Raw genomic sequence first — 14212 nt, 5'->3', positions numbered from 1 at the left:
GTGATTAGTGGTGGAATTCGTAATTTAGATCAGCCAATCCTTGAAAATGATTTCTCTGCTCTTATGGAAATAAAGATAAAAGATATACTTATAGCTTTAGTGCTATTCATGCTTACCCCGGCAGTATTTTGTCAGTCTAAGGGGACTGTCATCCGTCCTGATTTTAAAAAACATTTTGATCAATGCGGAGTAGATGGTGCCGTGGCGATTTATGATTATAAAAAGCATCTGTGGATCTTGTCAGATACTGTTAACACCAATAGGGAAACTTTGCCTGCCTCTACATTTAAAATTGTCAATATGTTGATTGCCTTGGAAACCGGGACAATATCGAATGAGGATTATGTAGTGAAGTGGCCTGGGAAAACGGATACTTTAAAATACGGTTACAGGCCTGATATTTATCATGATATCAGTGTAAAGGATGCATTTAAAGTTTCTGCTGGCTGGGCATTTATTGAACTTGCAAAAAGGATTGACAGAGGCTTATACAAGAGGTACCTTACTCAGTGTGGGTATGGTAATGTTGACCTTTCGGAAGCTGGTGCAGATTTTTGGAATTTTGGACCTTTTGGTATTTCTCCTGTTTCGCAGGTTGTATTTCTTAGAAAGCTATTTGAAGGGAAACTTCCATTTTCTAAAAGGAATATGGATATCGTAAAAAGAGTGATGATTACTGAACAAAACTCGGCTTATACTATTCGGTCCAAAACGGGTTGGACAATGGCAAATGATACCAATACTGGATGGTGGGTGGGTTATCTGGAGAAAAAGGGCGAGGTTTATTTTTTTGCTACCAGGTTGTTGCAGAGGAGAAAAAACAACCGGGCCGATTTTTCGAAATGTCGTAAGGAGATTACCAGGTCTGTTTTGAAAGATTTGAAGGTTATTGAATAACAGTGAAGTTTATTCGTGGAAAAAACCTGCACTTGTTTTCTTACTGAACCTTCCGCGAAGGGCTTCAGGTTCGGAGGTGTGAAAAGAGGTGCAGGTTTTTTTGGGGGGAGGTCATAGGATAACAAGGTCGTTAGTTGGATCAAACTTTGGGCAAGTTGTAACCGTTGTGATACTGGGCCAGCAGGTATTTATTGTTGATCTGCTGGTCTGTAAACTGGTGTTTGGCATTGTCCCACGATAATTTTTGGTCGCTTCTGAAGGCAAGATTTCCCATTTGTGCAACGGTAGCTACATGCGCAGCATCCTGTATAGAACAGTTCAGTTCTTCTTTTTTTCTGGATCTGACCACACTAAAGAAATTGACCATATGATTGTTCAGTCCATTATCTGAGGATTTAATAAAGGGCTTGCTAACTTTATTGCCGCTTACCTTTTCTTCAATGACTTCCCAGCCTTCCCTGTTGAGGATCAGCGTGCCGTTGTTACCGATATATGCAATCCCATGGTTGCGGTTATAGGAGCCGTTATCGATGCCCATGGCAGAGTCCCATACCATGTTGAACTTATCAAACTCATATAAGGTAGTCAGCGTATCAGGAGTTTCTTCATACAGATCGGGATAGGCAAAGCGGCCACCTAATGCAGATATGGTTTTTGGTACGGGTGAATTCATACCCAGCAAGCCATAATCCAATAAATGCACTCCCCAGTCGGTCATTAACCCACCGGCATAATCCCAGAACCAGCGGAAATTGAAGTGATATCTGCTGGCATTGAATGCTCTTTTATTCGCCGGCCCAAGCCACATGGCATAATCAACGCCTGCAGGGGGTAAGGTATCTGGTACTACGGGAGCAGGTTTCATCCAGCCCTGGTAACACCATACTTTTACAGTTCTGATATTTCCCAGCTGGCCGCTCTTTACGAAATCAACAGCATCTTTAAAATGTTGCTGACTGCGCTGCCATTGACCTGCCTGTACAACCTTATTGTATTTTTCCTGCGCTTTGACCATGGTACTGCATTCGACAATAGAGTTGCCTACCGGCTTTTCAACATATACATCTTTACCTGCCTGTACTGCATGAATCATCATCAGGGCATGCCAGTGATCGGGTGTCCCGATAATTACTGCATCGACATCTTTATTATCGAGCAGCGCACGATAATCTTTATATCTTTTTACTTTTGCGGCGTCAACATTCATCGACTTTAATTCGGCCATCCTTTCATCAAGTACATTGGCATCACTGTCACACAGGGCGATCAGGTTTACTCCCGGTACTTTGAGGGCCGCTTTGAGGTCAGACCATCCCATGCCATTGATTCCTATTACACCAATATTGATTTGGTCGTTTGCGCCAATTGTCTTATTGAAAAGGGCATAGGCCGGATTGTCTAATGCAGAAAGCAGGGCAGTGGTTCCTACTGCGGTTGCAGCGTAGTTGAGGAAATTTCTACGGTTTAACATTTAATTTGGTTTACGGTTCATACTGGAAATAAATTACGAAATAATTAGTGGAGTATCCAAGATATATCGTTTGAGTTAGTGAGAATGACGTGTAAAAATGCCCATTCGCGATTCCGATGGCAAATTAAAGTATATTTTTTTGGGGGGGGATATCCGGGGAAGGGGGAGGTTGGGGTTGGCTAACAGGCTAGGCTTTCAGCACCCGTTGTATCTTGGCGTCAAATTGCTTTGAAAAGGATTCCCATTGAGCCTTATGAACCTCGTTATCATACAACGATCTTGCGTATTGATAGGTATCGGCGGAGAGATGCCAGCCAAAGATATTTTGCAGGTAATTGATGTCTGCAGCAATCACGCGATGTAACACGGCCTGTTTGGAGATGCTATATGTTTTACAATAGCGGTCGAGATAGGCTCCCCTGCCTATTTTTACGTATTCGACAAGCATGTCTTCGGTCATGAATATTGCCGGGATCATCTCTATCTGGAAATCTCTTTTACGGAGGGCTGCCAACAGCAACTCGTACTCATAGAATCTTTCAGGGATGTCGGTTTTGAGCAGGCCGCCGTTATTCGCTGCCATATAACAGAGCTCTTTTGTGATGAGTGCGTCTGGTATATGGCGCAGGGCCATGCCATCTTGTTCCACCGCCTTGTGTGCCACTGCGGTATCAATGAATTGTTCCGGGAAAAACTGCAAAGCAAATACGGTCTGCTGCAAAGCGAGTATACACAGCTCTTTCGTTAGAAATTCTGGTAGCACCGTTTTTAGGTCGCGGTAATTTTTTTGTACGATCTCTCTGAAATATTTTTTATCATGAGGAGAAGAGATGGCGGATTTCAGCACCGATTCGCCAGTGGCCAGCCGGCGGCGCAATTCCTCAAAAGTGGTGATGAACGGGTTCTTTAGCAAAGCCGTCAGGGCAGCTGCGATATGTTCATCGTCATCGTCATCTTCATAAAATTCGTTCTCCTCTGGACTGTATGGGTCTCTGGAATGATAATAAAACCCGGAGATATTCTTACGCTCCGGCACAAAATGAAAATCATCTGCGATGAATACGGATGCCTCAATCATACCGCCACAGGCCATCCAGCCGTGATTGTAGTGTAGCATCACCACCTCTTCGGCAGTGATATTGCCTTCCACAGTCACCGCCGAGCCGCCGATGAGGAAGTGACGGCATACCAAGCTGCCTGTTACCAGCAACGTCGGGCCGTAATCGCCTTCTTCATTGAGTACACTGCCGTTCACGATCAGATCTCCGTTGATGATATAGCCACAAATCCATTTATCGGGACTGGCATCCGACAATTCGCCTGTGTCGAGTAGGAAATCCTCATCCAGCCGGAGATTGCCTTCATGTACATAGAAGTAGCCATCAGGCTCAATGAGTGCGTTGAAATCCCCTTCATCTTCATAGATCTTCTGATGAATATGATAGCGGGTCATGGCATCTGCCAGAGATATCAGCTCGAATGGATTCTTCATCGGTCTTGTCCAGTTTCTAGTTTACAGTAACTTATTAATGGTCTTTACTGTGTATCTAACTATTATGATCAGGAGGATGAGACTAATGATTGGCCAGAGAGCAAGTAATATCGAATGGGTTTCTATCATTACATTTTTAATTTATAAATGTGAAATTAGAAATTTTATGTATTAAAGTGAATAGAATATTACTTGGTCTGTGGTGTTTTCAGATGGAATGGGGAAGTGGAAGGTGTGAAAAGTGGTGCAGGTTTTTTTGACCGGGCAGATCCAGGTCATTTTGGCTACTATATTTTCCAATTCGGTTAATCCTGCAAACCTGACAGTGATGACTTTTGCATTGTACAAATAACGGAGAGATTTGAGCGAATTTAAACTAAGGCCAATGTGGTTAAAATAATAGATATGATGAATATAGAGACTTTAATTAATAACTGGATTGCTGCAGGCAATGCATTCGATACAGAAAAATACCTGAGTTTTTATTTACCGGATGCGGTACTCGATGATCCTTCTGTCGGGAAGGTATTTAGAGACCACGTGGGGATAAAAGAATATTTTGAAAGTTATTTTATTGGGTATAATACGCGGACAGAATTGATAAGCTTGGATTTAGTTAATAACCGTAAAGCTCATATCGAAGTGAAATTTTCAGGTAATTTTTCCGAGGGAAGTATTGGTGGCCTTTTCGACATTACTTTTAAGGATGGCAAAATCGCTTTTGTTAAAGCTGATCTTGTTCAGGGCTGACGGGTGGATTTAGTTAAAAGTTGCAGTAACCTAAGTCAGCTGGTTTATCGGCAGTTTCCTGGTTCGAGTTTGCTATCCAGTTATAACTGCGTTTTGCAAAAAATGATACAGTGCTTTATAAGTACCAGGCTTGAAGAGGGTGATAATCTCGCAATAAAGTTAAATAATTTAAGTGCAAAAGGAGTTGTCTCGTAAAAGAATATTTGAATAAACAAAAATCACTACCGTTAACATCGGTTCTTATTAAAATAGGAGCGTTCTAAATGTTCAATTGTTCCCGCTCATGGATGGTACATGCTGGAATCGAACACATCGATTGCGGTTTTTTTTATGGCTTTTCTGGTTTTGCCCTTGTAGCTTTATCAAAGGATAAAACCAGCTTTTTCTGATCGATCTCTTTCAGAGGAACCTCATGTGAATCCTTTCCAACGCCCCCGGTAAAATAAACAGCGGCTTTATTGGTTGAACCTTTTTCCAGTCCATCTTCAAATAGAGCAATGCCAAACAAATTGCTGTCGACTTTAGAATGGGCAATAATGCTTACAGTTCCTAAGTTATATCTGCCGTTATTTTTTAACGTAACCACTCCGTTATCATAGGTATAACTGAGTCCCTTGACTGTCGCCAGGTAGGTCTTGTTTTTGCTGGTAACAGGCTGATAAGTCTGCGCATAGCCCGAAATACCGGCAATGAATAGAAATAAAGATAACACGAACTTTTTCATGTATTTATGTTTTATATAAAATTAATATCAGCGACAAACCATCCAAAATAAATCAGGTAATATTATTGTTAATATTTTCTTGATGATTACTGTCATCCCGGAAATAACAAAAGAAGCAAAATCTCGAATTATATCAGGTTCCATAATCGTTGTGGCCAACGGGTAGGAGGTTTGTGGTGGGTAAGGTGATTGTGAAAACTGCGCCGTTATCGTTCCTGACTGTTATCGTTCCTCCATGGGCTGTTACGTATTGTTTTACTATGGCCAAGCCAAGGCCTGTTCCATTGATTTTATGTAGGGTAGTGAATGGTTCAAAAAGTGTTTTAATGATCTCTTGCGGAATTCCTGGCCCATTATCTCTTATTATAAGTTGCACCTGGTTGTTTTTTTCATCTGGACTGGCTGTAATTTGTACTGCGGCTGATTCTACTTTTGCATGTTGCAGGATTTCTACAGCATTATTGACGAGGTTCAGCATGATTCTTTTGAGTTTTCTTTCGTCTCCAAGGATAATCAGCGCTTTGGGAATGGATTGGTGGACAGTTACCGAGTTTCCATAATTATTTGTGGCGAAGGCGAGTTTAATTCCGGCATCAATAGCCTGGCTGAGATTAAATGGTTCTTTTTTTACGGGTGTTTCCTTTATAAAGTCTAGGAAATCATCGAATATTTCTGTTGCCTGGTTGGCGCACTGGTCTAGAAGGTCTATGGATTCGCCGCCTTCATTTTGTTCCCGCATCATGGAGGTGATGAGTTTCAGGTTCTTAATGGGGGTGCGTAAATCGTGCATGACCATGCCTATGGCCTTACCGACTGCAGAGAGTTTCTCTTTTTGGATGAGTTTTTCGTTTAGTTCTGCATTTCTAATGGCTTGGGCTGCATTTTGTACAAACAGTTTTAGTAAGTACATTTTTTCTGTTTTTAGCTTTTCTTGTCTCTTCAATATTGCAAAAACAGAATAGGAATCCATTCTGGCCAGGACCAGATCATCTAGCTGTACAACTTCATCTGGCTCGAGGTGGATTTTTTTTATCCTGATAATGAGCTCTTCCAGATCTATTCTTTCTTCAATGGCGCCAAAGGAGATGATCTTTTCATAAGTGAAGTCGTCGTGTAGTTTTCCTAGCAGGGCCATATCTGTTCCCACTGAAATTGCGAGTTGATCCAGGATGTTTTTGAGTAAGGCGTTAAGTTGGTATTCGCTTAGGCCTATGGTGGAAATGGATTCAATTAGTTTTTCCAGGTTGCGTAGGCGGTCGTAATCTGTGATGGCTTTGGTGGCCAGCAGAATAATTTCTTCGGAGGCGTAGGGTTTACAATGGTAACCTACATTCTGACCAGCTTTATCGACAATATCTTCTATGGAGCGGTCACTATAGGCTGTGATGAAGATAATTTCTGCTTTACTGTCGTATTTCCTGATTTGCATTGCGGTTTCCAGTCCGTCCCAGCCTGGCATCCGGATATCCAGGAAAATGACTGCATAGGGGCGGCCTGCTTGTATGGCTTTTTTTACCAGTTCGACACCGTCCATTCCATTGGGTGCTTTATCTACAGTGAATGCAGGGATTTTGCTGGTGCGTGGTGTGAGTATTTCTTTTGGTGTATCAAACAAAATGCTGGCTGCCTGGTTGATATTCTCATTTTCTATACTGGTGGAGTGCTCGGGCCTTAATATTTCTTCAATATTATCGCGTACCATTTCTTCGTCGTCGATGACTAGTACGGAGGTGTTTACTTGATTCATCATAAATTTAATTGGTAAATTTAATCAAAGTTGTTGCGCCTAAACCTGGCCCTTCACTATATACATCGATAAGGCCTGCATGGCTTTCGATAATGGATTTACAATTGTATAGTCCGAGGCCTGTACCTGTATTTTTGGTGGTGTATCCGCGTTCGAAAAGTCTGCTGGCAGTTGTTTTATCGAAACCTTTGCCTGTATCAGTTATGGTCAGTTGTAGGGTTTTGTCATTTTGAAGAAGTGATATGGTGATTTCTTTTTTCAAGAGGTCTGTATCTATGGCTTCTATGCTGTTTTTTAAAATGTTTAATATGACCTGCATGAGTTTTGTCCGGTCTCCTTTGATCATGGGTATTTGTTCTGGTATATTGAAGGTAATCTTAATGCCTTTTTTGTCGTAAGAGGCGAACAGCATGGATTGACAGTCTTGAATGATATCTTTTATATTTACAGGTTTACGGTCTCTTGCGGGATGTCCGGTTACGTAGTGGCGTTGGATGGCCAGGATTTCCTGGATGTGACTGATGATATTGAGTTGTTCATCTATAGATTTGCGGATTTCTTCCCGACTGTCTTTTTGGGTTTGGGTTATTCCTTCCATCAAATTGACGAGTGCTTGAGCTTTCTGTTCTCCAAATGCTTCTGTCAAAGCTGCTTGCTGGTCTTTTAGAAACAGGCTTAGGTTTTGCAGGTTTTTTATATTGTCCTGGTCCAGGAAACGGTTGGTGCGGTTTAGATAGGAGCCAAAGCCTACTACGGCATTTCCTATGTCGTGTAGTACTTCTGAGGCAATTTCGAATTTTCCCTGGGCGAGGGCTTTGTCGAGATCTGCCTGGTGCATGGCTTTTTCTTCAAGGTATTTGCTGGTCAAATCTTCAAAGCCTACAATGATACAGTCTTCAAACATTTTAGTGATGTTGAACTGGTAGTACTTTTCTGTTTCATTATTGGGCGGTGGAAGTCTGAAAATGTTTAAGTGGTTATTGAGGATCTGACCTCTTTCGGGTTTATAGTTTTGTATCTGCTCTGAAATGTCGGGAAGGATGCAGTCTAATATTGGATAGAGGTTATCGCTGTTTACCTTATAGATCTCAAAAAGGGGATCGAGTAGATCTTTGCCAACTAAGCTTAATTTCAGGATTGTTCCATATTTATCAATTTCTGCCAGTCCTAATGGTGCGTAGGTTAAAATGGCATTGAACTTTTCTTCGGAAAGGTTTGTTTGGTTGTCCATATGAATAGATTGCCTTGATGTTTGTTTGATCCTTGTAACCAAATTTATATATAATTATCGGTATTGGTAAGGGTGTTTTACTAAGAGTTTGTTATGTTTCCGTTTGAGGAATAAAAAAACCTGCACTTCTTTTCACACTGGACCTTACAGGCCCTGAGGTGTGAAAAGAGGTTCAGGTTTTTTTGAGGGGGGTATCTGGGTAGGGTGGGAATTGGTTGCTTTCAATCGTTCATCTAATTTAATTTAGAGGAAGTTGAATTTCTTTTAATCTAGATACATAACTTTAAACATGGTGTTTATGAAAAGAGTATTTCTTCAGTTGTTGTTCTTGGTTATTTGTTTTAATGTATTCTCGCAGGAAACCATTACTAAGTATTTATCAGGTACTGATAAGGATCATACAGTACAATGGGATTTTTATTGTTCTGGTGGCAGACAAAGCGGCCGGTGGACAAAAATTGCGGTACCTTCTAACTGGGAACTGCAGGGTTTTGGTAGTTACAACTATGGGCATGATAAGGTAAAGGGCAATGAGCAGGGGCTTTATAGACATGAGTTTTTAGCGGGTAACTGGCGAGGGAAAAGGGTATTTATCGTTTTTGAGGGATCAATGACTGATACTAAAGTGATGATCAATGGTGAACAGGCTGGCCCGGTACATCAGGGTAGTTTTTACCGTTTTAAATATGATATAACTGATCTGCTTAAGCCCAACGCAAAAAATCTGCTGGAGGTTAGGGTTGATAAAACATCGGCCAATTCTTCGGTAAATGATGCGGAGCGTAAGAATGTTGATTTCTGGGTGTTTGGTGGTATCTATCGTCCGGTTTATTTGGAGATTGTACCTGAAACTTTTATTGATCGTACTGCTGTAAATGCAAAGGCTGACGGCTCTTTTCAACTGGATGTTTATGCTCAAAATCTGCGTGGCAATGAAACTATAGAGGCACAGGTACAAAAGCTGAATGGTGAAAATGTTGGCAAAGCTTTTTCGGTTGCGGTTGATACTACGCTGGGTCACCTGGAGCTGAAAAGTAGTTTTAATAAACCTTTACTCTGGAGCGCCGAGTTTCCGAATTTGTACCAGGTCATTGTAACTATAAAAAATAAGCAGGGAATCATTCATCGCGTTAAGCATAAGTTTGGCTTCCGTACGGTAGAGCTGCGTGTTCATGATGGTCTTTATGTAAATGGGGCAAGGATAATTTTAAAGGGTTGTAACCGCCACAGTTTTTGGCCCGAAACCGGGCGCACGCTTAGCCACCCCATACATTTGATGGATGTAAAGCTGATGAAGGAGATGAATATAAATGCGGTGCGCATGTCGCATTATCCGCCCGATCAGGATTTTTTAAATGTATGCGATTCATTAGGTTTATATGTGTTGGATGAATTAACTGGCTGGGAAGCTAAATATGATACCGTTGTTGGCCGTAAACTGGTTAAGGAGACGGTTGTACGTGATGTAAACCATCCGTCTATCATATTCTGGGATAATGGAAACGAAGGCGGCTGGAACCGTGCACTGGATAATGATTACGGGTTGTATGATCCTCAAAACCGTACTGTGATACATCCCTGGGAAAGTTTTAATGGAACCAATACGAAGCATTATCCGGATTATAATTATGTCCTGAAATCAGTAGCTACTGAGCAGGATGTTTTCTTTCCAACGGAGTTTATGCATGGCTTGTATGATGGAGGGGCGGGAGCAGGGCTGGATGATTTTTGGAACCTGATGCTTACGCACCCGCACGGGGCTGGTGGCTTTATATGGGCTTTTTCGGATGAAGCGGTTATCCGTACCGATAAAAATAATGCCTATGATACCGACGGTAACCATGCTCCTGATGGTATAGTTGGCCCGCATCGTGAAAAGGAGGGTAGCTTTTATACCATCAAAGAAATATGGTCGCCTGTATACATTAATCCGCAGCCAATTGACAAAACTTTTAACGGGGAGGTCGCCATTGAAAATAGATATTCCTTTACCAATTTAAGTCAATGTACATTCAAGTGGAATTTGGTTAAATTCCCAATGGCAAATAACAAGGCTATATCTGCTATTGTAAAAGCATCGGGTGTACCGGCTATGCTGAACCTTAAGCCTGGCGAAAAAGGTGTGCTTAAGATAGCTTTACCTGCGGCATGGTCAAAGAATGATGCGCTTTATCTTACGGCTTATGGACCGGATAAGAATGAGTTGTTTACCTGGACGTGGCCTATCACATCGCCAGCTGAACATGCGGGGAATGGTTTGTTTCATGGCAAAAATTCTCCCTATTCTACTTCTGAAACAGGTGATCAATTGATCGTTAAATCAAAGGATAAAAGTTTCTATTTTAACAAGCGTACGGGGTATATTCAGAAAGTGGTTGCAAACGATAAAACTATATCTTTATCTGGCGGGCCGGTTCTGGCGGGGGTAAATACGTCATTGAAAAGTTTCAGTTACAAAAAGAGTAATGGTGATATCATTGTGGAGGCCGTATATGAAGGTGGAGGTGCTCTTACAGCCAAATGGACATTCCATTCGGCGTTGACTGCCAGACTTGATTATAGCTACAGTCAGACTGGTGAAGTTGATTTTACTGGGATTACCTTTAATTATCCGGAAGAGAAGATTACCGGAATGAAATGGCTTGGCAGGGGTCCATATAGAGTCTGGAAAAATAGATTAAAAGGTCAGCAATTTGGCGTTTGGCATAAAGCTTATAATAATGCAATTACAGGGGAGACTTTTGGTTATCCGGAATTTAAAGGTTACCATGCTGAGGTGAATTGGGTTGTGATTGAAAATAAAGAATCGCCATTTACTGTTTTTACTGCTGATAAGAACATGTATTTGCAAATGTTGCACCCTGAAAAAGAGAAAGATGCGCTTAAAAATAATAATGTTGAACCGGCTTTCCCTGAGGGGAATATTGGGTTCTTAAATGCAATTAGTCCTATTGGTACAAAATTTCAGGCTGCTGGGGTGATGGGGCCTCAAAGCAAGAAAAATCTGGCTAATGGAGAGTTGATTAAGGGGACATTGTGGTTTGATTTTACTCAGAATTTGCGGAAGGGGCGTTATTGAGGTGTGGTTTTAACGGGAAATTAAGGGGGAAAAACCTGCACCTCTTTTCCCACTGGACCTTACAGGCCCTGAGGTGTGAAAAGAGGTGCAGGTTTTTTTTTGGGGGGATATCCGGGGAACGGAAGATTTAAAGTGCCTCGATTCGTTCTGGAGAAATTTTGGTGAATTTTACTATTTGTTCGACTAATAGTTATCTTACTTCCTTATATATGATGACTTTTCTCCTCCAAAAAACAATTCTAATCGATCTTTGGAGACTAAATTGAATTTTGTTTGTTCTTTTTGGGGCGAAGATGGCTGGTCTGTAATCAAAATGCCACCCTTTATTTCATAAGTCATCAGAATAATCTGGTCTCTGTTATCGGAATGTATGGTGTATATAAGTTCGGAGTTTGCTTTAAACTGAATGGATATATTTCCGTATATTTCTAATGAAGTCATGTCTTCAGGATCTAATATCCAATGGCCTAGTATATTTTTATCTGTTGATTTATGTTTCAGTTTGAAATATTTAAAGAGCATTGTTTATTGGTTTGTCTTGATAAAGCTAGTGAACTAAAGTTTCATTTTCACTCGCAATTTTTTGAATCACTAAGATCTTCTCCGCTATAAATTCTCCTGAATTTGATCCTGTAGTGGTGTCACGTTTTGTGTCGTATAATTTAAAAGTTCCAATAGCGTCAATGATAAAATAGAAATTTGGTGGTTTTTGATCGATTTCTTTTAGTAGGTGCTCATCGTTTACGTAGGCACCGTCTGCAATTTTAAATTCTACTTTCAGATCTTTGCAGTTTTTATTGTCGGCTCTTAGTGTCCAACGGCCATCAATTTTGCTATAGATGGATCTTACATAAATGCTTTCATTATTGTGGTTGGGCAGGTCGCAAAAGTTGATTAGATCAGTAAATGCGATTATTGGGGGAGGGAAAAGTATTTGTACTGATTTTTGGGTTGATTTACAACTTGAAATTGCGAACAACATTATAAGTAATGCCAGTTTGATAAGGAGTGAACTTTTTAGAGCGCTTGATTTCATATTTAAACATACAAAAAGATAATTTGGTTATATGAAGTTTTCTCTTTGCCCTGTAGCTGCATTTATCTCTAGGGTTATCTGAGTAAGAAGAAAACCGCTAGAATTACGGCAATAGTGAATATTAAACTGAATATTCCGGAATAGATATTTATCACGTATTTCTTTTGCTGTCTCAGTTTTCTGGAGAGTATGGTTCTACCTGTAAAGAATCCTATTGCGATTAATATGGCTAATACAACAAGTATTGAGATGGGGTCAATGTTGACAAATGCGGCTAGTGTGTATGCCATATGTATACTCGTTAATTAAATGAAGATACAAAAATTCCGAATCACAACAATGTGGCTTTTTCTCTGATTTTATAACTAAATATATTAGTAGATGTTTGTTTGTGCTAAAATTATTGGCTTAACTTTGTAGTCACTTAAATTTTCAAACAAACAACCATGAGAATTGTAGATCCGGAATTCCGCCTGAGCATCCAACAGCAAAAAATTGGGGATAAACAGAAATTAATGCCGATGGTAAAGGAAGCCTTATTGCACAAGGTGTGGCTTTATAATAAACTGAATGGCAATTGGTATACTCCAGAGGAATTTCAGGCTAAATACGAAAATACAGAGCTGAACAACTATCAAATCAATAGCTTGTTAGATAACATGGTGCTGCGTGATCCTAAAGGTGGAAATACAGCGTATCATAAAGCGATTGATCAAAAAATTGAGCAATTGCATAAGGAAATTAATGAACTGAGGCGTAAGGGGGAGGCTTTTTTAAATAAGGTGATTGATTATTATCAGCGTAAAATTGGATTTTGTTCCATTCAAGATCTTCATTACTTTTTCTCAGACAAGGAGATATATCGTTGTATGAATGCGACTTCCTCTTTTTCTAATCCCTCTTGAAACTCACAAACCGTGCTGATAGGAGGGACATCTTTGTAAAAGACGTCGATACGGCTTAAAAATCCCTTGTTTCTCTGGTCAAATTCCTTGCTTATATGAAATGATAGGTTAGAAATACTTGGATCTAAATAGCAGATGGTTTTGGTCCTAAGTCCAGAAGCAGTAGGTTGAGCTGTAGTATCAACAAACATTTTAAAACTCTTATGATTTAATAAGGTGTCCTTACTGTATTTAAGCCTCTCTACCGGCAAGTTTATGGAATTCAAATAATCAGATAATTGTAAGCCTTCTTTTTTCTTTGAGCTTAAAGGCAATTTTTCAATTAAGGTTGGATTGGTTTCGGAAAGGTCAAATTTGGAACTTATACCGGTTGTTAGGTTGCTGATCAGATAGCTGGTTAGTTTTTCTGTTGTACTATGTTTAACCGGTTCAAAATTTTCTGCGATGGGAACAGTAGTGTCAGCAGCCGGTACTTTTAGATTTTTCTTTGGATTGTAGATAACCGTATCAAAAATTGATGTGACCTTTTCCAATACGAAATGGTCAAATACATAGATATTGTTTAATTCCATTATTGGTGTATCATTTTGATACACCGTAACCTTTAGTTTTCCATTTAAGGGTTGAGTTTTGTTTACAAAGGCCAAATTGATGGATAAAACCAAAAGAACTGCAAATAATAAAGTCCCGGCAGCTTTTTTTCGGAAGAAAAATGATGTTGTTTTCATGATAGAGCGTTTGGTTTTTTAAATCTAGATATATTTTTTTGGAAATATATAAATGTCTTTATGTTAATGCGATGGCACAACTGGTAGAAAAAAAAGCAATCAGAACAATACGTTAAACCTACTCAATAACGTTTAATATTTAACAAGGCAGT

11 protein-coding genes are annotated in these 14212 nt (G+C 40.1%); 4 read left to right on the top strand and 7 right to left on the bottom strand.

The features are described from left to right. Window positions 1–63: 63 nt before the first annotated feature. Entirely contained in the window at window positions 64–897 is an 834-nt protein-coding gene (locus tag R2S08_RS06445; RefSeq protein WP_316834369.1) for a penicillin-binding transpeptidase domain-containing protein, read from the top strand. 139 nt (window positions 898–1036) lie between these two features. Here R2S08_RS06445 and R2S08_RS06440 read toward each other — a convergent pair whose 3' ends face one another. Both R2S08_RS06440 and R2S08_RS06435 read right to left on the bottom strand, forming a co-directional pair. Next, window positions 1037–2368 (bottom strand): Gfo/Idh/MocA family oxidoreductase, encoded by a 1332-nt coding sequence (locus R2S08_RS06440; RefSeq protein ID WP_316834368.1) that lies wholly within the window; start codon window positions 2366–2368, stop codon window positions 1037–1039. Window positions 2369–2555: 187 nt separating this feature from the next. Beyond that, entirely contained in the window at window positions 2556–3860 is a 1305-nt protein-coding gene (locus tag R2S08_RS06435) for a hypothetical protein (RefSeq protein ID WP_316834367.1), read from the bottom strand. A 405-nt stretch (window positions 3861–4265) separates the two neighbouring features. On the opposite strand from R2S08_RS06435, the gene R2S08_RS06430 reads away from it, so the two are divergent. Next, entirely contained in the window at window positions 4266–4610 is a 345-nt protein-coding gene (locus R2S08_RS06430; protein ID WP_316834366.1) for a nuclear transport factor 2 family protein, read from the top strand. A gap of 328 nt (window positions 4611–4938) precedes the next feature. On the opposite strand, the gene R2S08_RS06425 is transcribed toward R2S08_RS06430, so the two are convergent. The 3 genes from R2S08_RS06425 to R2S08_RS06415 all read right to left on the bottom strand — a co-directional run bounded on the left by R2S08_RS06425 (window position 4939) and on the right by R2S08_RS06415 (window position 8312). Further along, window positions 4939–5334 carry a hypothetical protein gene (locus R2S08_RS06425; protein WP_133781516.1) on the bottom strand — a complete coding sequence of 132 codons (396 nt, stop codon included), beginning with the start codon at window positions 5332–5334 and terminating at the stop codon, window positions 4939–4941. Window positions 5335–5467: 133 nt separating this feature from the next. Continuing rightward, a complete protein-coding gene (locus R2S08_RS06420; protein WP_316834365.1) occupies window positions 5468–7084 on the bottom strand; it encodes a hybrid sensor histidine kinase/response regulator in 1617 nt (538 codons plus the stop codon). A 4-nt stretch (window positions 7085–7088) separates the two neighbouring features. Further along, window positions 7089–8312, bottom strand: a complete 1224-nt coding sequence (locus R2S08_RS06415; protein WP_316834364.1) for a HAMP domain-containing sensor histidine kinase — start codon at window positions 8310–8312, stop codon at window positions 7089–7091. A 298-nt stretch (window positions 8313–8610) separates the two neighbouring features. On the opposite strand from R2S08_RS06415, the gene R2S08_RS06410 reads away from it, so the two are divergent. After that, on the top strand, window positions 8611–11391 hold the full coding sequence (locus tag R2S08_RS06410; protein WP_316834363.1) for a glycoside hydrolase family 2 TIM barrel-domain containing protein: 2781 nt from the start codon (window positions 8611–8613) through the stop codon (window positions 11389–11391). Window positions 11392–11938: 547 nt separating this feature from the next. Here the strand turns inward: R2S08_RS06410 and R2S08_RS06405 are convergent. After that, the gene (locus tag R2S08_RS06405) at window positions 11939–12427 is read right to left on the bottom strand and encodes a hypothetical protein (protein ID WP_316834362.1); all 489 of its coding nucleotides are present in this window, start codon (window positions 12425–12427) and stop codon (window positions 11939–11941) included. Window positions 12428–12873: 446 nt separating this feature from the next. On the opposite strand from R2S08_RS06405, the gene R2S08_RS06400 reads away from it, so the two are divergent. Then, window positions 12874–13332, top strand: a complete 459-nt coding sequence (locus tag R2S08_RS06400) for a hypothetical protein (RefSeq protein ID WP_316834361.1) — start codon at window positions 12874–12876, stop codon at window positions 13330–13332. Here R2S08_RS06400 and R2S08_RS06395 read toward each other — a convergent pair. Beyond that, window positions 13263–14060, bottom strand: coding sequence for a hypothetical protein (locus R2S08_RS06395; RefSeq protein WP_316834360.1), 798 nt, complete (start codon window positions 14058–14060; stop codon window positions 13263–13265). The two genes, R2S08_RS06400 and R2S08_RS06395, sit on opposite strands and share 70 nt — an antisense overlap. Between the last annotated feature and the right edge of the window lie 152 nt (window positions 14061–14212).

It is taken from the genome of Pedobacter nutrimenti (genome assembly GCF_032678445.1).
In the GTDB taxonomy this organism is placed as follows: Bacteria; Bacteroidota; Bacteroidia; order Sphingobacteriales; family Sphingobacteriaceae; genus Pedobacter; species Pedobacter nutrimenti_A.
Note: the sequence above shows the minus strand (reverse complement) of the source record. Positions and strands in the feature narration are given on the sequence as shown.

Coding starts and splice junctions, on each gene's coding strand:
- R2S08_RS06440 (WP_316834368.1), bottom strand. CDS start 2,368: ATGTTAAACCGTAGAAATTTCCTCAACTACGCTGCAACCGCAGTAGGA.
- R2S08_RS06410 (WP_316834363.1), top strand. CDS start 8,611: ATGAAAAGAGTATTTCTTCAGTTGTTGTTCTTGGTTATTTGTTTTAAT.
- R2S08_RS06415 (WP_316834364.1), bottom strand. CDS start 8,312: ATGGACAACCAAACAAACCTTTCCGAAGAAAAGTTCAATGCCATTTTA.
- R2S08_RS06445 (WP_316834369.1), top strand. CDS start 64: ATGGAAATAAAGATAAAAGATATACTTATAGCTTTAGTGCTATTCATG.
- R2S08_RS06420 (WP_316834365.1), bottom strand. CDS start 7,084: ATGATGAATCAAGTAAACACCTCCGTACTAGTCATCGACGACGAAGAA.
- R2S08_RS06405 (WP_316834362.1), bottom strand. CDS start 12,427: ATGAAATCAAGCGCTCTAAAAAGTTCACTCCTTATCAAACTGGCATTA.
- R2S08_RS06400 (WP_316834361.1), top strand. CDS start 12,874: ATGAGAATTGTAGATCCGGAATTCCGCCTGAGCATCCAACAGCAAAAA.
- R2S08_RS06425 (WP_133781516.1), bottom strand. CDS start 5,334: ATGAAAAAGTTCGTGTTATCTTTATTTCTATTCATTGCCGGTATTTCG.
- R2S08_RS06430 (WP_316834366.1), top strand. CDS start 4,266: ATGATGAATATAGAGACTTTAATTAATAACTGGATTGCTGCAGGCAAT.
- R2S08_RS06435 (WP_316834367.1), bottom strand. CDS start 3,860: ATGAAGAATCCATTCGAGCTGATATCTCTGGCAGATGCCATGACCCGC.
- R2S08_RS06395 (WP_316834360.1), bottom strand. CDS start 14,060: ATGAAAACAACATCATTTTTCTTCCGAAAAAAAGCTGCCGGGACTTTA.